Genomic DNA, 17,332 nt, shown 5'->3' with positions numbered 1-17,332 from the left:
CGACGAGGGCATGCTCGACGTCGGCGACGGCAACCGCGTCCACTGGACCCGGCGGTACGGGCGCGGGCGGCGAACGACTGGTGCGCCTGGGAGGACGCCGTCCTGTCGATGGAGGGCCAGGGCACCCCGTACGGCGACCGCGCCGACGACGCCCGGCTCGGCCTCGTACGGATCTGCTCGCACTACTTCGCCCGGGGCGCGTTCCTGGAGGAGGGCGCCCTGATCAGGGACGCGCACCGGCTCGCCGGCATCCCGGGCGTGCTGGTGCACGGCCGGCTCGACATGGCCGGGCCGCCGGCCACCGCCTGGGAGCTGACCCGGGCCTGGCCGGACGCCGAGCTGCACGTCGTCGAGGCGGCCGGCCACCTCGGCGACGAGGAGACCCGCCGCCATCTGCTCACCGCCCTCGAACGCTTCGCGCCCGAACGCCCCGCCCGGGCTGCGCCGGAGGAGTGACCCACCGGGCGGGCCCGGTCGCCCGACCCGATGATCGGGACATGAGCCCCACCAGCCGCCCCACGAACCCCCAGCACCCCGCGATCCACCTCGCCCAGCAGCCCGACGCCGACGCGCTCCTCGCACGCTCCCCGCTGGCCGCGCTCGTCGGCATGCTCCTCGACCAGCAGGTGCCGATGGAGTGGGCGTTCTCCGGTCCGTACACGATCGCGACCCGCATGGGCCGCGACGACCTCGACGCGGGCGAGATCGCCGCGCAGGACCCGGAGGCCTTCGCCGCGCTGCTCTCGCAGAAGCCGGCCGTGCACCGCTACCCGGGCTCCATGGCCAAGCGGATCCAGCAGCTGTGCCGCTTCCTGGTCGACGAGTACGGCGGCGAGGCGGAGGCGGTGTGGCGGGACGCGGCCACGGGCGAGGAGCTGCGCGCCCGTCTGGAGGCGCTGCCCGGCTTCGGCAAGCAGAAGGCGGGCATCTTCCTGGCGCTGCTCGGCAAGCAGTACGGCGTGCGGCCGAAGGGCTGGCGGGAGGCGGCGGGCCCGTACGGGGAGGACGACTGCTACCGCTCGGCCGCCGACATCACCGGGCCGGAATCACTGGCGAAGGTGCGGGCGCACAAGCAGGAGATGAAGGCTGCTGCCAAGGCCGCGAAATCGGCCACGTCGGCAAAGACGGCCAAGTCGTCCACGCCGTCCACGCCGTCCACGTCGGCAAAGACGGCCGGCTCGGCAAAGTCCGGGAAAAGTGGAGTGAATTGATAATTCCAGATGTCAATCCTGTTCTACCTGACAGGAATTGTGTCGGACGTGTTCACAGAACCACCTCAAGGTCGCTAACTTCCCCTCAACCTCGACCACATCGGGAAGGACTTCTGTGAACGCATCCCAGCGCAGGGCCGCCGCCGTCCTCGCCGCAGCCGCACTCGCCACCCCGCTGGTGCTCGCCGCGCCCGCCACCGCCTCCCCCGCACCCGGGGCCGCCGAGGCCCGGGACGCCGCCCGGCTGTCGAAGAAGCTGGTCCGCGCGACGTCCGCCGAGGACGCGTACAAGCACCTGCAGAAGCTCCAGGCGATAGCCGACTCCGCCGGCGGCAACCGGGCGGCCGGCACCCTCGGCCACGACGCCTCCGCCGCGTACGTCTACACGCAGCTGAAGAAGGCCGGCTACGCCGTCACGTACCAGAAGTTCGACTTCGTCTTCACGCAGACGCTCGCCGAGAAGGCCACCGTCACCTCCGCCACGCCGGCCCGCGACCTCGGCCTGCACGCGATGACGTACACCGCCTCCACCCCGGTCGGCGGCGTCAGGGCCGACCTCGCCGCCGCCCCCGTCGACGCCGACGGCAGCAACGGCTGCGAGCCGGGCGACTTCGCCGCCGGCGCCTTCACCGGCAAGGTCGCGCTGATCAAGCGCGGCGGCTGCACCTTCCTCGTCAAGCAGGCGAACGCCGCCGCGGCCGGCGCCGTCGGCGCGATCATCTACAACAACACCGCGGGCGCGCTCTCGGGCACCCTCGGCGACCCGGCCGGCGTGAAGATCCCGACCGCGGGCCTCTCCCAGGCCGAGGGCGAGCAGCTCACCGCCGAGCTCGCCAAGGGCCCGGTCAGCCTCTCCTTCGAGGTGCGCCAGCTCCAGGAGAAGCGTTCCACCAACAACGTCATCGCGGAGACCCCCGGCGGCAACGCCGCCAACACCGTGATGCTCGGCTCCCACCTCGACTCCGTCACCGCCGGCCCCGGCATCAACGACAACGGCTCCGGCTCCGCCGGCCTCCTCCAGACCGCCCTGGAGCTGTCGAAGACCAAGGAGCTCGGCAAGGTCCGCAACAAGATCCGCTTCGCCTGGTGGTCCGCCGAGGAGAACGGCCTGCTCGGCTCCGAGCACTACGTCGCGAACCTCACGGACCTCGGCAAGAAGGAGATCAAGCTCTACCTCAACTTCGACATGATCGCCTCGCCGAACTACGGGCTGTTCGTCTACGACGGCGACGACTCCGACGGCGTCGGCGCGGGCGCCGGCCCCAAGGGCTCCGCGCAACTGGAGCGCGACATCACCGACTTCATGGACCGCAACGGCACCCCGCACGAGGGCACCGACTTCACCGGCCGCTCCGACTACGGCCCGTTCATCGAGGTCGGCATCCCCTCCGGCGGCACCTTCACCGGCGCCGAGGGCCTCAAGACCGCCGCGCAGGCGGCGAAGTACGGCGGCACGGCGGGCGTCGCGTACGACGTGAACTACCACGCCAAGGGCGACGACATCACCAACATCGACATGCACGCCTTCGACGTCAACATCGACGTCATCGCCAACGCCGTGGGCACCTACGCCCACGACATCAGCTCCCTCACCCGCCCGGTGGCCTTCACACCGACCACCGGCGACGCGGGCAGCGGCGGCGGCCTGCACGCCGACGGCGACGACGTCACCCAGTAGTCACCGCTTACGGCGCGCGGTCCCGAACAGCGAACGGGAGATCTCCCGGCCCAGCTGGGTGCCGACCGACCGCGCCAGGGACTTGAACAGGCCGCTTCCCACCACCTGTTCGACGAGCGAGGGCTCCTCCTGCGGCTGCTCCGGCGCCCTGGGAGCCCTCGCTCCCTCCTTCCCGGGCTCCTTCCCGGGCTCCTTCCCGGCCTGCTTCCCGGCCTCCTTCTCGGCCACGGCCTGCTCGGCCGCCGCCTCCGCCGCCCGCTGCTCCGCCGTCAGCTTCTCGTACGCCGACTCCCGGTCCACCGCCTGCGCGTACCGCCCGTACAGCGGCGAGGCCTTCACCGCCGCCGCCAGGTCGGCCGCCGGGACCGGGCCCATCAGCGACTGCGGCGCGCGCAGCCGGGTCGCCGCGACCGGCGTCGGGGCGCCGTTCTCGCTGAGCACGGTGACGACCGCCTCGCCCGTACCGAGCCCGGTCAGCACCTCCTCCAGGTCGTACGCCGACTTCGGGAACGTCCGCACGGTCGCCTTCAGCGCCTTCGCGTCGTCCGGGGTGAAGGCGCGCAGCGCGTGCTGGACCCGGTTGCCGAGCTGGGCGAGGACGTCCGCGGGCACGTCCCTCGGGGTCTGCGTCACGAAGAAGATCCCGACGCCCTTGGAGCGGATGAGCCGCACGGTCTGCGTGACCGACTCCAGGAACGCCTTCGATGCCCCGTTGAAGAGCAGGTGCGCCTCATCGAAGAAGAACACCAGCTTGGGCTTGTCGAGGTCGCCGACCTCGGGCAGGTCCCCGTACAGGTCCGCGAGCAGCCACATCAGGAAGGTCGAGAAGAGGTGCGGCTTGTCCTGTACGGCGGGGAGTTCGAGTACGGAGACGATGCCGCGTCCGTCGCCGCCCGGCGCGGTCCGCAGCAACTCGCTCGTGTCGAACTCCGGCTCGCCGAAGAAGCCGGCCGCGCCCTGCTGCTCGAAGGCGGTGATCGCGCGCAGGATCACGCCGGCCGTCACCGTCGAGAGCCCGCCGATGCCCTTCAACTCGGCCTTGCCCTGGTCGGAGACGAGGAACGCGACCACCGCCCGCAGGTCCTTGAGGTCGACGAGCTCCAGGCCCTTGGTGTCGGCGTAGTGGAAGATCAGGCCGAGCGACTGCTCCTGGGTCTGGTTGAGCTGGAGCACCTTGGACAGGAGCAGCGGCCCGAAGCCGGTGACGGTGGCCCGGATCGGGATGCCGCCGCCCGCACCGCCGTCGCCCCCGAGCTCGTAGAACTCGCACGGGAAGCCCGTCGCCGTCCACTCCTGCCCCACCTGCCCGGCCCGTTCGCGCACCTTCCCGCCGTCCTGGCCGGGCGCGGAGATGCCGGAGACGTCGCCCTTGATGTCGGCGAGGAAGACGGGCACACCGTTGGCGGAGAGCTGTTCGGCGAGCAGTTGGAGGGTCTTGGTCTTGCCGGTGCCGGTCGCGCCGGCGACGAGGCCGTGCCGGTTGAGCATCGGCAGCGGCACGCGCACCCGCGCGTCCGGGTGACAGGCGCCGTCCCAGAGCACCGCCCCCAGTTCGAGTGCGGCTCCGTCGAAGGCGTACCCGGCGGCGATCCGGTCCCAGGGCTGCGCGCTCTCGGTCATGACGGACCCCTGTCATGGTGTCGTGCGGTCATGTTTCATGCGTTTTGCCCCAGCTTCGCACCGGGGCCGCGTGGCTGCGCCGGGAGCCGCTCGCCCGGTAGGCTTTCCGTGTGATCTTCAAGCGCATCGGAAACGGCCGGCCGTATCCCGACCACGGCCGGGAAAGCACCCGGCAGTGGGCGGACGTGGCACCGCGCCCGGTCCGCCTCGATCAGCTGGTGACCACCAAGGGCCAGCTGGACCTGGAGACGCTGCTCGCCGAGGACTCCACCTTCTACGGCGACCTCTTCGCGCACGTCGTGAAGTGGCGCGGCGATCTCTACCTGGAGGACGGACTGCACCGCGCGGTGCGTGCCGCGCTGCAGCAGCGCCAGGTGCTGCACGCGCGCGTCCTCGAAATGGACTGAGCCCCGGGCCTCCCGGACGGTCTCCGGACCGTCTCCGGGCCACCTCCGGGCGCTCCCCTGCCGGTCCGCGGACCGCCTGCGAACCACCTCCGGACCGCCTCCGGGTGCTCCCTCTGCCGGCCCGCGGACCGCTCCCGGACCGCCTCCGGCTGATCCTTTCGGGGTCTCTTCGCGCCCATCCGGACGCGATCACATGATCATCCAGTAGGCATCCCCGGCGGGTCGCATTACGCTGCGTTCATGAGCATGCTCACTCCCCCCGGAATGGGCGGAAAGTACCGCATCACGGGGGATGTCTACCCCCGCATGCGCCGCCCCCACCGCCGGCGCAGGATCGTCCTCGGGGCGGCGGCCGCCGTGCTCGTGCTCGGCGCGGCCGGCTGGGGGACGCTGCAGCTCGTCGACGTCTTCTCCGGCGGCGACGAGAAGACGACCACGGCAGCCGGCAAGCAGAACGACTGCAAGCCCGCCCCGGCTCCGAGGGCGAGCACGCAGCCCGGCGCCGCCGCGCTGCCCAAGCCGGCCCAGATCACCGTGAACGTCTACAACGCGACCCCGCGCGGCGGGCTCGCGAAGGCGACCGCGGACGAGCTGAAGAAGCGCGGCTTCGTCATCGGCAAGGTCGGCAACGCGCCCGCCGCGTACGACAAGAAGGTCCCCGGCACCGGCCTGCTGCTCGGCGCGCCCGGAGCCACCAAGGGCACCTTCTCGGTCGTCGGTACGCAGCTCAAGGGCGCAACGACGAAGGTCGACACCCGCGCCACGGCGGATGTCGACCTCATCATCGGTACGGCCTTCAAGCAGCTCGACCCGAAGGCCGCGGCGGACGCGGCGCTGATCGCGCTCAACAAGCCGAAACCGGCCGCGCCCTGCAAGAGCTAGCCAAGAGCCGGCCGGGAACCGGCGAAGGCTCCCGGGCCCGGACTACTCGGCGCTGCCGTACATGCGGTCGCCCGCGTCGCCCAGGCCCGGCACGATGTAGCCGTGCTCGTTGAGCCGCTCGTCGACCGAGGCCGTCACGACGGTCACCGGCGTGCCCGCCAGCTCGCGCTCCATGACCTCGACGCCCTCCGGGGCGGCGAGCAGCACGACGGCGGTCACGTCGTCGGCGCCGCGCCGGATCAGCTCCTGGATCGCCGCGACGAGCGTGCCGCCGGTCGCGAGCATCGGGTCGAGGACGTACACCTGGCGGCCGGACAGGTCCTCCGGCATCCGCGTCGCGTAGGTCGACGCCTCCAGCGTCTCCTCGTTGCGGATCATGCCGAGGAAGCCGACCTCGGCGGTCGGCAGCAGCCGCACCATGCCGTCCAGCATGCCGAGACCGGCGCGCAGGATCGGGACCACGAGCGGCCGCGGGTGGGACAGCTTGACGCCGGTCGTCGGCGTCACGGGGGTCTCGATGTCGACCTGCTCGGTCCGCACGTCCCGGGTCGCCTCGTAGGCGAGCAGGGTGACCAGCTCGTCGGCGAGCCGGCGGAAGGTGGCGGAGTCCGTGCGCTTGTCGCGCAGGGTGGTGAGCTTGTGGGCGACCAGCGGGTGATCAACAACATGGAGACGCATGCCTCAACAGTAGCCGGGAACGGTGGCCGGAACTGGCGTCAACCCTCGCGGGGGAGGGAAGGTGGGGGCACAGGGAACCCAGCCTGGGGTGGTGTGGCCCATGCCCGACCCGCAACACGACCCGGAGCGCGACCCGGAGCGCAACCCTCGACGTCCCCGGGAGCGCGCCCCGGAGCGCGACCCGGGGAAGGACCGGCCCGGCGGGGCGGCTCCCGACGAGGAGCCCCGCCGGGAGACCGACGCGGAGCGCCGCAGACGCCGCGCCCAGTTCCTGCGCGAGCTGAACGAGGCCAAGGCGCTGCGCGACCGCGTGCAGCCCCGGCGCGCCCGGGCGGCACGCATGCGACAGGCGATGCGCATGCGCACGTTCCGCTGGTGACGGGCGGGTGACCAGCAGGAAGCCGGCACGTCCGTGCGCCCCCTGTGTGCGCCGGGGTCGCACGCCCGCCCGATCCGGGCGTCGTTCAGACTGATGCACGACGCAAGAGCCGAAGACCTCTCCAACGGGCGAGGTTTCTGTCACGATGCCGATTGGGCGGGGCTCAGCAGCGCGCCGCCGGATCATCACACCTCTGATCAGTGGGAGAGTCAGGTGTACTTCGCCGCACTGCTCGCGCGCACCGAAGACGGGTGGGAAGCGCGCGACATCGAGCTCGACGACGTGGAAACGCTGGCGGACCTCGCCGACCTGGCCCGCGAGTCGGCGGCCGACGACGGCGAGACGGTGATCGTCTTCATCGAGCAGGAGGACGCGTGGTTCGGCCTCGTCCGCGTCGACGGCGAGGACGACCCCCGCGTCTACGTGTCGAACGGCGCCGCCGCGGCCCGCTCCTCGTACGGGGAGATCCTCACCGGCGAACTCCTCGGCAAGGACGACGACGCCCTGTCCGACGAGCTGGACGAGCTGGACCTGGACGGCACCGAGGACGGCGAGCCGGAGGCCCTGGAGGCCGACGCGGACGCGGAGGACGCCGACGGCGGCATCGCGCCCGCCGGTCCGCTCGGCGAGGGCCGCGTCCTGGCCGACCTCGGCATGTCCGAGCGGGACCTGCTCGGCCTGGAGACCGGCGACGCCCTCGGGGAGATCGCGGACGCCATCGGCGCCGGGGAGATCCTGGAGGCCGTGCGCTAGTGCCGCTCGCCGTACGTGGCCCGGGCACGGGCGCGGAGGAGGATCCCGTACGAGACCCGGAGCACGCCCCCGATCCCGTACGGGACCCCTGGCGCGCGTCGATGCGGCGTGCGCTCGCCGAGGCCGACCGGGCCGCGCAGGCCGGTGACGTACCGGTCGGCGCGGTCCTGCTCTCCCCCGACGGTCATGTCCTCGCGCTCGGCCACAACGAGCGCGAGGCGACCGGCGACCCCACGGCCCACGCCGAGGTCCTGGCGCTGCGCCGGGGCGCGGCGGCGCTCGGCGAGTGGCGGCTGACCGGCTGCACGCTCGTCGTGACGCTGGAGCCCTGCGTGATGTGCGCGGGCGCGCTCGTCCAGGCGCGGGTCGAACGGGTGGTGTTCGGCGCCTGGGACGAGAAGGCCGGCGCCACCGGGTCCTTGTGGGACCTGGTCCGCGACCGCCGTCTGAACCACCGGCCCGAGGTGATCCAGGGCGTCCTGGAGGCGGAGTGCTCGGCGCAGCTGACCCGCTTCTTCCGCGACCGCTGACGCTCCCGGGACCCGGCTTCGGTTGCGCTCAAGCCTGCGCTCCGATCTGCGCTCCGATCTGCGCTCCGACCTGCGCTCCGACCTGCGCTCCGACCTGCGCTCCGACCTGCGGAGACATACGGATTTCAGTCCTGGGCGCCTTTGGGCTAAGCTCTCTCTCGGTAGCGTGTCCGAGCGGCCGAAGGAGCTCGCCTCGAAAGCGAGTGTGGGGAAACTCACCGAGGGTTCAAATCCCTCCGCTACCGCTCTGATTGAAGGCCCGGTGTCGTATGACACCGGGCCTTCGTCGTATGCGTGAACGGTCCGGACGGGGGGAGCGGCGTCGGGGGGGCAAGCCGCTCCCCCCGATGAGAACCGGCCCTGCCGATCCGGCGCCGCGGTCAGGGGGGAAGCTCGCGGCGTGGACCCCGCAGTGAGGGCCGGTTCCACAGCCCTTTGGATTCCTGCCAGATCCGCCGGGCTCGTCATCCATCCTGCTCGTCCGCGAGCGTTCCGGGGGTCGGCAAAAGGCCCCCATCGCCGGGCCCTTGGTCCATAAAGGATCGGTCAGGTGCGATCAGGTGCGGCCAGAATGTGCTCGGCTAGACTCGGCGACCGCCCTCGGGCGGCGACAGGGGAGACACACGGGGAGGGGCAGACGGAATGGCGCAGGCGAAGAAGATCGCGCTCTACGCGGTCGTGGTCTTTGTGCTGTACACGATCATCACGTCCCCGGCCCGGGCGGCGGAACTCGTCCAGGTAGGGTTCGAAGGCATATCGAGCGCCGCTCAAGGTGTCGGTCAGTTCATGACCGAGCTCGTGAATTAGGAGACGACAGTGATCCGCCATCTGGTCCTCTTCAAGCTCAACGACGGCGTGCGGCGGGACGAAGCGCGCGTCGTCGCGGGCGTCGAAGCCTTCCGTGCCCTCGGTTCGGAGATCCCCGAGCTGACGTTCTGGGAGTGCGACTGGAACATCACCGACCGGCCGATCGCGTACGACTTCGCCATCAACTCGGCCGTCGCGGACAAGGACGCCCTGCAGCGCTACCTGGACCACCCTGCCCACCAGGCGGGTGTGGCCCTGTGGCGCGAGTTCTCCACGTGGGTCATCGCCGACTACGAGATCGAAGGCTGACCTTTCGCCTTCTGCTTCTGCGGGCCCCTCGCCGACCACGGCGGGGGGCCCGCATTCTTACCCGTCGAACCCACCCTCAACACGTCGATATGCGGTGCTTGCACACAGTGGACATGTCTTGTGATGCTATGACCGCTTTTGACGGATGAGTCGACCGATGTTGACGCGAACGACGTTGACGTGAAGGGGTGGCGTGAACGTGCCGGCCAGTACAGCGCCTCAGGTCCCGCCCCAGAACGAAGCCGGGGCCCCCGACACCCCCCGTCCCCCGGACCCCCCGCGGACCCCGGACGCCCCGCACGCGGCGGACCCGCCCCGCCCCGTGGACACGCCCCGCCCCCGGCCCCAGAGCACCCGCGGCGCCGACACCCGCGCGCTCACCCAGGTGCTCTTCGGGCAGCTGAAGAACCTGGAGCCGGGCACCGCCGAGCACCACCGGGTGCGCGGCGCGCTCATCGAGGCCAACCTGCCCCTCGTGCGCTACGCGGCCGCCCGCTTCCGCTCCCGCAACGAGCCGATGGAGGACGTGGTCCAGGTCGGCACGATCGGCCTGATCAACGCCATCGACCGCTTCGACCCGGACCGGGGCGTGCAGTTCCCGACCTTCGCGATGCCGACCGTCGTCGGCGAGATCAAGCGCTACTTCCGCGACAACGTCCGCACGGTCCACGTCCCGCGCCGCCTCCACGAGCTGTGGGTGCAGGTCAACGGCGCGACCGAGGACCTCACCACGGCCCACGGGCGCTCGCCCACCACCGCCGAGATCGCCGAGCGGCTGAAGATCGGCGAGGACGAGGTGCTCGCCTGCATCGAGGCCGGCCGCTCGTACCACGCCACCTCCCTGGAGGCGGCCCAGGAGGGCGACGGGCTGCCCGGGCTGCTCGACCGGCTCGGCTACGAGGACCCCGCGCTCGCCGGCGTCGAGCACCGCGACCTCGTCCGGCACCTGCTCGTCCAGCTGCCCGAGCGCGAGCAGCGGATCCTGATGCTCCGTTACTACTCGAACCTGACGCAGTCCCAGATCAGCCAGGAGCTGGGCGTCTCGCAGATGCACGTGTCAAGGCTCCTCGCCCGGAGCTTCGCCCGGCTGAGATCCGCAAATCGGATCGAGGCGTAACTGGAACGGGTAAACCGTTTTGGCGTAGTTCAACGGCCTCTCAAATGCCGCACACCCCTTGTTTCCTGCGGATATTCCCCCCCGTTGTGTCGACAAGTCACTACAGCGCGTTGCCGACATGTGACATTCTGCTGGAAGCGCGTTTGCCGCGGCCCTGCCGCCGGTATTCAGGTGGAGGCTGCGTTCCTCAGATGGTCGTGGCCGACACGACCGTCCGCGACCTCAAGGGGGTGGCATGTCCGCAGAACAGGGCAGCTCGAAGGTGCTCACGCTCACGCCCGTTCCCATGCCCGCGCAGACGACGGCGCCCGCCGCGGAGAGCACCGATTCCGCGCCGGAGCACCCGGACAGCGCCGGGACGGCGACGGGACACGACGAGACGCTCGTCGCCGCCCCGCCGGCGGTCGTGACGCCCGAGGCCATCGACACCCGCACCCTCTCCCGCTCCCTGTTCCTGCGCCTGCGCGCCCTCGACGACAAGGGCGCCGCCGAGGACAGCCCCGAGCGGACCTACGTCCGCGACACCCTCATCGAGCTCAACCTCCCCCTCGTGCGCTACGCGGCCGCCCGCTTCCGCTCCCGCAACGAGCCGATGGAGGACATCGTCCAGGTCGGCACCATCGGCCTGATCAAGGCGATCGACCGCTTCGACTGCGAACGCGGCGTGGAGTTCCCGACGTTCGCGATGCCGACCGTCGTCGGCGAGATCAAGCGCTTCTTCCGCGACACCTCCTGGTCCGTCCGCGTCCCGCGCCGCCTCCAGGAGCTGCGCCTCGCGCTCACCAAGGCCAGCGACGAGCTCGCCCAGAAGCTCGACCGCTCGCCGACCGTGCCCGAACTCGCCGCCGTGCTCGGCGTGTCCGAGGAGGACGTCGTCGACGGCCTCGCCGTCGGCAACGCGTACACCGCCTCCTCCCTCGACTCCCCGTCCCCCGAGGACGACGGCGGCGAGGGCTCGCTGGCCGACCGCCTCGGCTACGAGGACACGGCCCTGGAAGGCGTCGAGTACCGCGAGTCGCTCAAGCCGCTGCTCGCCAAACTCCCGCCCCGCGAGCGGCAGATCATCATGCTGCGGTTCTTCGCGAACATGACCCAGTCGCAGATCGGCGAGGAGGTCGGCATCTCGCAGATGCACGTGTCGCGGCTGCTCACGCGGACGCTCGCACAGCTGCGCGAGGGCCTGATCGCGGACTGATCCCGCCTGGAATTCCCTGTTCTGCTTCCTTGCTGACGCTCCGTCAGCCACACTGGCGCCATGCTCCAGAGGAAGCAGCTTGGACTCGTGGTGGTCGCGCTCTGCCTCGGCGGAGCGCTGACCGCGTGCGGCACGGGCGACGACGGCGAGGGGTACGCGGCGGTCGGCGGCGGCCAGACAGGCCCACAGGGCGCGGTGAAGCCGTCGGGCGCGGTGACGCTGGTGCCCCTGGACCCGACGGGCTCCAAGAACCCGGAGCCGACGTCCAGCACGACGTCCCCGTCCCCGGGACCCGCCCCGTCCGGTTCGGGCGGTGGTACGACTCCGAGCACGACGGCGCCACCGCCGGTACGGGCCACGCCGGCCCCGCCGCGTACGTCAGGGGCGGCACCGACCACACCCGTCACGACTCCGGCCCCGCCGCCGGCGCACGTGCCTTCGCCGCAGCCGACCACCACCAGCCCACCGACCACCAAGCCGCCGACGCCCGCCGCGCTCACCCTCTCCGCACCGGTCCTCACCGACACCGACCGGCGCTGGTGCGAGAACGTGACGGTCACCTTCCGCAACACCGGTGGCACGGCGGCCCGTTCGGGCACGGTCGGCTTCGCCACGCATGTGATCGGCGCGCTCGGCATCGACTGGGCCACGGTCAATTCGAGCCAGCCGCTGCCGGCCCCGATCGCGGGCGGGGCGGCGAAGACCCGTACCTACACGGTGTGCGTGGACTCGTGGCGGGTGCCGCTCGGCATGCGGATCGACACCCGCGAGGTCACGGCCTCCTGGCAGTGAGCCGCCCGGCCGTGAGTGCGTCGACGAGCTGCCCGGCGAACTCCTCCGGGTGCTCCACGCACCCCACGTGCCCGCCGGGGAACTCGACCGTCGCGGCCCCGGTCAGCTCGGCGATCCGCCGGGCCGGCCCGACCAGCGCTTCGTGAGCACCGCTCTCCCGGCCGATGCCCAGGACGAGCTTCCCGGCGGCGGCGCGCAGTGAGTCGAGGTCGGGCGCGGAAGAGGAGAAGGGGCACAGGACGTGCTCCAGGAAGACGGGCATGTTGGCCGCCATGCGGGAGGCCATCGGCCGGATGGCGGCCGGGAGTTCGCCGCTCTGCCGCTGCCCGTCCGGCTTCCGCCCGTCGGGCGTCTCGGCGAACCGCGCCATGGCCGGCCCGAGCCCCTGGGTGCGGTGGAGTTCGCGCACCTCGGCGAAGTGGGAGCGGTACGGGGCGGGGTCGGCGAGCAGCTCGACGAGCGGCGGCTCGTGGGCGACGACCCGGCGGACCCGGTCCGGGTGGGCGGCGAGCAGTGCGAGCGCGACGATGGCGCCGGAGCTGCTGCCGAAGACGTAAGCCTCCTCGCCCGGGGCCGTGTCGTCCAGGACCGCGAGGGCGTCCGTGGCCCACTCGGCGACCCGCTGGTCACCGGCCGGCCCGTCGAGCGGGCTGCGCGAGAGCCCGCGCTGGTCGTACGAGACGACGGTGTGCCCGGCGGCGGCGAGCAGGTCCGCCATCCCCTCGAACAGCCCGGCGTCCCCGGCGCCGCCGGGAATCAGCAGCAGCACGGGTCCGCTGCCCCGGACCTCGTAGCGGAGGGTGGCGCCGGGCACCTTCACCGTGCCGGCGTTCACGTCCATGGTCATTCCCCGTTCCCCCAGTTCTGCAGAAGCTCGTGCAGGGCGTCGAGCGAGCGCGCCCAGGAGGCGGCGACGGGGCGCGCGTGCGCGAAGCCGCCGCTCAGTTCGATGTGGATGTATCCGTGGAAGGTGGCGCGCAGCAGGCGCCCGGCGTCGGTCAGTTCGGGCTCGGCAAGGCCGTAGCCGCGCAGCATCCCCTGCGTCAGCTCCACCGCCCGCAGGAACACGGCCGTGTCGGCGACCTCGTCGAGCTCGATCCGCTGCTGGGTGGCCGCGTACCGCCCGGGGTGCGCGAGCGCGTAGTCGCGGTAGGCGTCCGCGAAGGCGACCAGCGCGTCCTTGCCGGAGCGCCCGGCGACGGCCGCCCCGATGGCGTCGTTCATCTCGCCGGAGGCGAGGAGGGCGAGCCGGACGCGGAGGTCGCGGAGGTTCTTGACGTGCGAGTACAGGCTCGCGTCCTTGACCCCGAAGCGCCGGGCGAGCGCGGAGACGGTGACCTTGTCGAACCCGGCCTCGTCGGCGAGTTCGGCGGCGGCGAGGACGAGCCGCTCGGCGGTGATTCCGGCGCGCACCATGCTTTTGCCTCACTTCCTAGAGGAGGCCTTCCTGGGGCTCCTAGGAAGAAACCTAACACCTCTAGGGATGTACGTCAGCCTGGTGGCGGCGCAGAAGGACGTTCGCGTCGGTCTCGGCGCTCCAGTCGAACCGGGCGCGCGCGCCGGCGCGGGAGGCGGCCAGTTCGGTGCACTCGGGGCAGTGCGGTACGGGTACGGGTGGGCGCATCAGCTCGTACGCCGCGCTCGCCCGCTCGTTGACGGCGCGCACCCCGGCGCTCAGCCGCTCGTCCTGCGTCGCCGGCCGCACCCGCTCCGGATCCGCCTGCCACTCGCGACCGCCGCCGATGGGCCGCAGCATCGCGTACGGCCCGGCCTTGCCCCGGAACTCGCCGACCTTCCGCGCCACCAGGTCGTACAGGAAGTCCCCGCGCTCCGGCCCCACGTACGCGCCGCCCGTGCACCCCACGATTCCACCGTTCCTCTCACGTCTCACCCGATCGGGCGATTACTCTGTGTGCCCTCAGCGTTGCTCAATGGAGAGGGCGGCCACAACACTGATCGCGTGACAAGGGCTGCTGTCACGAGGGGGGTTGCTGTGAGCCAGAAGGGCACGACGGTCGCCAATGCGGACGCCGCGACGACGGCGGAGATGTTCGGCGAACTGCTCCGGCATTACAGGGAGTCAGCGGGCCTGACCCAGGAGGTGCTGGCTCGGCAGGTGCACTGCGACCGGTCGCTGGTAGCGCGGGTGGAGGCGGCGAAGCGGGTGCCGGCGGACACGTTCGCGAAGGGGTGCGACGAGGTGCTGGGGACGGGAGGGGTGTTACTGCGGTTGTGGCGGCGGATCGACTGGTATCCGGAGGTGCAGCATCCGGACTGGTTCGAGCGGCGGGCGGCGATGGACGCGGAGGCGGTTGCCTTGCGGGAGTACCAGGTGCAAGTGGTCCCAGGCCTGCTCCAGGCCCCGGACTACGCGTACGCCCTGCTCTCGCAGATCGCCGATCCGGACGAGGCTGAGCGAAGGGTCAGGGCCCGTCTGAGCCGTCAGCAGCGCTTCCTGGCGGAGGACGGCCCGCTGTACATCGCCGTCCTCGACGAGAGTTGCCTGCGGAACGTGGTGGGCGATGCCGCCGTCATGCGCGACCAGTGCGCGCACCTGCTGGAGCTGGGCAGGCGGCCGAACTTCGTGATTCAGGTCGCACCGGCCGACCGGGCTGAACTGGTCCCGCCAAGCACTTCGATGTCGCTGATCCGGCTACCGAAAGGCAAGGAGTGGATCTACTCGGAGTCGCTGGGACAGGGTCATTTCATCGATGATCCAGCCCTCTTCGCACGGCACAGCCAGACCTATGATGTGCTCCGGGCGGACGCTCTGTCAGCGACGGAATCCGCCGCTCTGATCAGCGAGGCGATGGAGAGGTACGAGCAGCATGCAGAGGCACGAACTCGACGCGTCGACCTGGATCAAGAGCAGCTACAGCGGCAACGACGGAGGCAACTGCCTCGAAGTCGCCCCCGGATTCCCCGGCCTCGTCCCCGTACGTGACAGCAAGGCCCCTGAGGGCCCTGCTGTCGTCTTCGGGCGGGTGGCCTGGGGCTCGTTCGTTCGCAGCCTCTAGTCCGGCGCCTCACGCCGCCAGGGCCAGGACCGCGACCGCCGGGGCCATGTAGATCAGCGGGAACGGGATGTGGCCGTACGCGCGGGCGCGGGCGACCGTGATGACGGCGCCGGCGAAGTAGAGGACCAGGCCGATCGCGGCGGCGATCCCGATCGCCGGGATCGCGTACCCGACCAGGAGACCGACCGCGCCCGCCAGCTTCGCGGCGCCCAGGAAGTTCCAGATGGAGCGCGGGACGCCGTACTCGGCGAGCGGCTCGACGACGAACTTGGCGCGGAAGAAGATCGACGCCCCGGAGAACCCGGCCATGAACGCGGCGACGGCGGTGACGACGATGGCGGTGGTGGACATCTCGGGCTCCTCGTTCGTGCGGCGGCGGGCGTTTCCCGCGCTCGCACTGCACTGACACCGCGCGCGACGTACGTGTGACCGCGCCGCCGACTTTTTTTCGGAGCCGTTTTCCGGGCGGCGGCAGAGGCCCTCGGGGTGACCGTTCCTCGTGTCCGCGACGTGTGGCCGCCCTCTCTCCGAGTGTGGCCCCCTCCACCGGCCCCTCAAGGGCGCTCCTTCGTCGCGTCGCTGCGCGATGGCCTTCGGCCACCCTTGACCGTCCGGCTCCGGGAGCCATTTCACACTCGGAGGGCGGCCGGGGGCCGGGCCGCGCGAACAGGCCCGGGTAGCCGCCCCCGCCGTAGGCGAGTGGCCGGCCGGTGGTGGGTGAGCCCGGGTATCGCTCCGCAGCAGGGGTTCGTGCTGCCCGGTGGGTGGGGGCTCGGTTTGTAGCCGAGGTGGGGGATGCCATGTCCGGCGTCCCTGGGTGCGCGGCCGTGGAATGGAGTGCCCCCTCCCTGTTCGGCGAGTGGCCGCCGCCGTCCGGCCGGGGCTCATGCCCCGCTGGTCACTGCCGGTGGGCGGTGGGGGTGGGGCGGTGTCGGGTGAGCCCTTTCTCCGTCATGAACCCACGGCAGGGTTCTTGTTCGGGGGCGTCGGCGGCGCCCCGCCGCGTCAGCGCGCGGTAAGGGCTCGTCGGGCGGGTCGCACCCGGCCGGGCTACCGGGATACCTGCCACCAGCGGTCCGCCTCCGCGCGCGCCACTTCGGCGTCGTACTGACTCGCTTCGAAGTGCAGCTCCGGCGGCGGATAGGGCACCGGGGTGTGCGCCGCCCACGGAACCTCCCAGTCCGACCACTGCACGATCTCCCCGAACCGCTGCACGACCGCAGTCAGGAATCCGCAGCAGCCACCGGTGCAGTCCGGTTCCCCCAGCTCCAGGCGGCGCGCCTCTCCGGTCGCGCGGAACGGGCTGAGGCCGCCGGCCGGCAGCGCGTCCGCCGCGAACGGTCCACGGCCGCCTTCGCCGACCGCCGCTCCGACCACGTCCTCACCGTTGACCCAGAACCGCAGCTGCGCGGCGAACCGGGGGCCCGGCGCCACCACCCTGATCTCCAGACGATCGAACACCGGACGAGCCTAAGGGCGCTCTGGCTCCGAGGCCGTTCCCAGGGCTCATACGGCTGCCTCCCGGGGCGCAGCGGCCGGGACTTCGAGCCCTTTCTCCGCGCTGGTCCCGCATCACCCACACGCGTGGGGCGCATGGGGACTTCTGTGACTCCAGAGGTCGTCCAGCGCGGGGAAAGGGTTCGCACCGCCCCCCACTCCCACCGCCCACCGCCCACCGCCCACCGCCCACCGGCAGTGACCAGCGGGGCATGAGCCCCGGCCGGGACATGGCCGCCAGTCGCCCGCGCCCGCATGGGCACCCCATTCCACGGCCGCGCACCCAGGGACGGCGGACACGGGATCCCCCGCCCGGCCACAAACCGAGCCCCCACCCACCGGGCAGCACGAGCCTCCTCGCGGAGCGATACCCGAAGCCCCACCCACCGGGCCGACGGCCCGCCCACGGGGCCCGGCGGACTCCCGGACCTCCGCGCGGCCCCGCCCCCGGCCGCCCTCC

Annotated in this window: 20 protein-coding genes, 1 tRNA gene and 2 pseudogenes; 16 read left to right on the top strand and 7 right to left on the bottom strand. The window is 71.8% G+C overall.

What is annotated here, in order from left to right:
• Positions 1-45: 45 nt before the first annotated feature.
• The 3 genes and pseudogenes from ACFYU9_RS23475 to ACFYU9_RS23465 form a co-directional block, all read left to right on the top strand.
• Positions 46-456, top strand: a pseudogene (locus tag ACFYU9_RS23475) (prolyl aminopeptidase); the annotation flags it as partial.
• A gap of 41 nt (positions 457-497) precedes the next feature.
• Positions 498-1,211 (top strand): HhH-GPD-type base excision DNA repair protein, encoded by a 714-nt coding sequence (locus tag ACFYU9_RS23470; RefSeq protein ID WP_389210516.1) that lies wholly within the window; start codon positions 498-500, stop codon positions 1,209-1,211.
• 115 nt (positions 1,212-1,326) lie between these two features.
• Positions 1,327-2,889, top strand: a complete 1,563-nt coding sequence (locus ACFYU9_RS23465; protein WP_389210519.1) for a M28 family metallopeptidase — start codon at positions 1,327-1,329, stop codon at positions 2,887-2,889.
• On the opposite strand, the gene ACFYU9_RS23460 is transcribed toward ACFYU9_RS23465, so the two are convergent.
• On the bottom strand, positions 2,890-4,509 hold the full coding sequence (locus ACFYU9_RS23460) for a helicase HerA-like domain-containing protein (RefSeq protein ID WP_389345876.1): 1,620 nt from the start codon (positions 4,507-4,509) through the stop codon (positions 2,890-2,892). It abuts the gene before it with no gap.
• Between the two features lie 110 nt (positions 4,510-4,619).
• Between ACFYU9_RS23460 and ACFYU9_RS23455 the strand changes: the two genes are divergently transcribed.
• Together ACFYU9_RS23455 and ACFYU9_RS23450 are read left to right on the top strand one after the other, a co-directional pair.
• On the top strand, positions 4,620-4,916 hold the full coding sequence (locus ACFYU9_RS23455) for a type II toxin-antitoxin system VapB family antitoxin (RefSeq protein WP_009067182.1): 297 nt from the start codon (positions 4,620-4,622) through the stop codon (positions 4,914-4,916).
• Between the two features lie 240 nt (positions 4,917-5,156).
• Positions 5,157-5,798 (top strand): LytR C-terminal domain-containing protein, encoded by a 642-nt coding sequence (locus ACFYU9_RS23450; protein ID WP_389210524.1) that lies wholly within the window; start codon positions 5,157-5,159, stop codon positions 5,796-5,798.
• 42 nt (positions 5,799-5,840) lie between these two features.
• Here ACFYU9_RS23450 and upp read toward each other — a convergent pair whose 3' ends face one another.
• Positions 5,841-6,476: a uracil phosphoribosyltransferase gene (gene upp, locus ACFYU9_RS23445; RefSeq protein WP_389210526.1), complete on the bottom strand. Its 636-nt coding sequence runs from the start codon at positions 6,474-6,476 to the stop codon at positions 5,841-5,843.
• A 100-nt stretch (positions 6,477-6,576) separates the two neighbouring features.
• Between upp and ACFYU9_RS23440 the strand changes: the two genes are divergently transcribed.
• The 9 genes from ACFYU9_RS23440 (at position 6,577) to ACFYU9_RS23400 (ending at position 12,358) form a co-directional block, all read left to right on the top strand.
• Positions 6,577-6,855, top strand: a complete 279-nt coding sequence (locus ACFYU9_RS23440; protein WP_389210529.1) for a hypothetical protein — start codon at positions 6,577-6,579, stop codon at positions 6,853-6,855.
• Between the two features lie 213 nt (positions 6,856-7,068).
• Positions 7,069-7,608, top strand: a complete 540-nt coding sequence (locus tag ACFYU9_RS23435) for a hypothetical protein (protein WP_389210531.1) — start codon at positions 7,069-7,071, stop codon at positions 7,606-7,608.
• Between the two features lie 101 nt (positions 7,609-7,709).
• Complete coding sequence (gene tadA / locus ACFYU9_RS23430) at positions 7,710-8,138, top strand: tRNA adenosine(34) deaminase TadA (RefSeq protein WP_389211471.1); 429 nt, start codon at positions 7,710-7,712, stop codon at positions 8,136-8,138.
• Positions 8,139-8,298: 160 nt separating this feature from the next.
• Positions 8,299-8,383 (top strand) — tRNA-Ser (locus ACFYU9_RS23425).
• A 397-nt stretch (positions 8,384-8,780) separates the two neighbouring features.
• Positions 8,781-8,945: a hypothetical protein gene (locus ACFYU9_RS23420; RefSeq protein WP_389210533.1), complete on the top strand. Its 165-nt coding sequence runs from the start codon at positions 8,781-8,783 to the stop codon at positions 8,943-8,945.
• Between the two features lie 9 nt (positions 8,946-8,954).
• The gene (locus ACFYU9_RS23415) at positions 8,955-9,254 is read left to right on the top strand and encodes a Dabb family protein (protein ID WP_389210535.1); all 300 of its coding nucleotides are present in this window, start codon (positions 8,955-8,957) and stop codon (positions 9,252-9,254) included.
• Between the two features lie 322 nt (positions 9,255-9,576).
• Complete coding sequence (locus tag ACFYU9_RS23410) at positions 9,577-10,371, top strand: RNA polymerase sigma factor SigF (RefSeq protein WP_389210537.1); 795 nt, start codon at positions 9,577-9,579, stop codon at positions 10,369-10,371.
• A gap of 235 nt (positions 10,372-10,606) precedes the next feature.
• Complete coding sequence (locus ACFYU9_RS23405) at positions 10,607-11,566, top strand: RNA polymerase sigma factor SigF (RefSeq protein ID WP_389210539.1); 960 nt, start codon at positions 10,607-10,609, stop codon at positions 11,564-11,566.
• Positions 11,567-11,626: 60 nt separating this feature from the next.
• The gene (locus ACFYU9_RS23400; RefSeq protein ID WP_389345874.1) at positions 11,627-12,358 is read left to right on the top strand and encodes a hypothetical protein; all 732 of its coding nucleotides are present in this window, start codon (positions 11,627-11,629) and stop codon (positions 12,356-12,358) included.
• Here ACFYU9_RS23400 and ACFYU9_RS23395 read toward each other — a convergent pair.
• From ACFYU9_RS23395 to ACFYU9_RS23385, 3 genes are all read right to left on the bottom strand, one after another.
• Positions 12,339-13,205, bottom strand: a complete 867-nt coding sequence (locus tag ACFYU9_RS23395) for an alpha/beta fold hydrolase (RefSeq protein WP_389345873.1) — start codon at positions 13,203-13,205, stop codon at positions 12,339-12,341. The genes ACFYU9_RS23400 and ACFYU9_RS23395 overlap by 20 nt on opposite strands.
• Positions 13,202-13,774 carry a TetR/AcrR family transcriptional regulator gene (locus ACFYU9_RS23390; RefSeq protein WP_389345872.1) on the bottom strand — a complete coding sequence of 191 codons (573 nt, stop codon included), beginning with the start codon at positions 13,772-13,774 and terminating at the stop codon, positions 13,202-13,204. Before ACFYU9_RS23390 ends, ACFYU9_RS23395 begins: the two co-directional genes overlap by 4 nt.
• A 61-nt stretch (positions 13,775-13,835) precedes the next feature.
• Entirely contained in the window at positions 13,836-14,222 is a 387-nt protein-coding gene (locus tag ACFYU9_RS23385) for a hypothetical protein (protein ID WP_389345871.1), read from the bottom strand.
• 183 nt (positions 14,223-14,405) lie between these two features.
• Between ACFYU9_RS23385 and ACFYU9_RS23380 the strand changes: the two genes are divergently transcribed.
• On the top strand, positions 14,406-15,302 hold the full coding sequence (locus ACFYU9_RS23380; protein ID WP_389211473.1) for a Scr1 family TA system antitoxin-like transcriptional regulator: 897 nt from the start codon (positions 14,406-14,408) through the stop codon (positions 15,300-15,302).
• Positions 15,274-15,375 (top strand): annotated as a pseudogene (locus ACFYU9_RS23375) (DUF397 domain-containing protein); the annotation flags it as partial. The gene ACFYU9_RS23380 and the pseudogene ACFYU9_RS23375, both read left to right, overlap by 29 nt.
• 9 nt (positions 15,376-15,384) lie before the next feature.
• Here the strand turns inward: ACFYU9_RS23375 and ACFYU9_RS23370 are convergent.
• Positions 15,385-15,726 (bottom strand): DoxX family protein, encoded by a 342-nt coding sequence (locus ACFYU9_RS23370; protein ID WP_389210548.1) that lies wholly within the window; start codon positions 15,724-15,726, stop codon positions 15,385-15,387.
• 699 nt (positions 15,727-16,425) lie between these two features.
• On the bottom strand, positions 16,426-16,836 hold the full coding sequence (locus tag ACFYU9_RS23365; protein ID WP_389345870.1) for a hypothetical protein: 411 nt from the start codon (positions 16,834-16,836) through the stop codon (positions 16,426-16,428).
• Between the last annotated feature and the right edge of the window lie 496 nt (positions 16,837-17,332).

This window comes from Streptomyces sp. NPDC004327, from assembly GCF_042873935.1.
Lineage (GTDB): Bacteria > Actinomycetota > Actinomycetes > Streptomycetales > Streptomycetaceae > Streptomyces.
The sequence above is the reverse complement of the archived record's forward strand: the minus strand, read 5'-3'. Positions and strand labels throughout refer to the sequence as shown.

Excerpts from the sequence above, each read along its gene's own strand:
- ACFYU9_RS23395 (WP_389345873.1), bottom strand. The coding sequence starts at position 13,205 with ATGACCATGGACGTGAACGCCGGCACGGTGAAGGTGCCCGGCGCCACC.
- upp (WP_389210526.1), bottom strand. The coding sequence starts at position 6,476 with ATGCGTCTCCATGTTGTTGATCACCCGCTGGTCGCCCACAAGCTCACC.
- ACFYU9_RS23470 (WP_389210516.1), top strand. The coding sequence starts at position 498 with ATGAGCCCCACCAGCCGCCCCACGAACCCCCAGCACCCCGCGATCCAC.
- ACFYU9_RS23380 (WP_389211473.1), top strand. The coding sequence starts at position 14,406 with ATGTTCGGCGAACTGCTCCGGCATTACAGGGAGTCAGCGGGCCTGACC.
- ACFYU9_RS23390 (WP_389345872.1), bottom strand. The coding sequence starts at position 13,774 with ATGGTGCGCGCCGGAATCACCGCCGAGCGGCTCGTCCTCGCCGCCGCC.
- tadA (WP_389211471.1), top strand. The coding sequence starts at position 7,710 with ATGCGGCGTGCGCTCGCCGAGGCCGACCGGGCCGCGCAGGCCGGTGAC.
- ACFYU9_RS23405 (WP_389210539.1), top strand. The coding sequence starts at position 10,607 with ATGTCCGCAGAACAGGGCAGCTCGAAGGTGCTCACGCTCACGCCCGTT.
- ACFYU9_RS23400 (WP_389345874.1), top strand. The coding sequence starts at position 11,627 with ATGCTCCAGAGGAAGCAGCTTGGACTCGTGGTGGTCGCGCTCTGCCTC.
- ACFYU9_RS23370 (WP_389210548.1), bottom strand. The coding sequence starts at position 15,726 with ATGTCCACCACCGCCATCGTCGTCACCGCCGTCGCCGCGTTCATGGCC.
- ACFYU9_RS23460 (WP_389345876.1), bottom strand. The coding sequence starts at position 4,509 with ATGACCGAGAGCGCGCAGCCCTGGGACCGGATCGCCGCCGGGTACGCC.
- ACFYU9_RS23440 (WP_389210529.1), top strand. The coding sequence starts at position 6,577 with ATGCCCGACCCGCAACACGACCCGGAGCGCGACCCGGAGCGCAACCCT.
- ACFYU9_RS23420 (WP_389210533.1), top strand. The coding sequence starts at position 8,781 with ATGGCGCAGGCGAAGAAGATCGCGCTCTACGCGGTCGTGGTCTTTGTG.
- ACFYU9_RS23450 (WP_389210524.1), top strand. The coding sequence starts at position 5,157 with ATGAGCATGCTCACTCCCCCCGGAATGGGCGGAAAGTACCGCATCACG.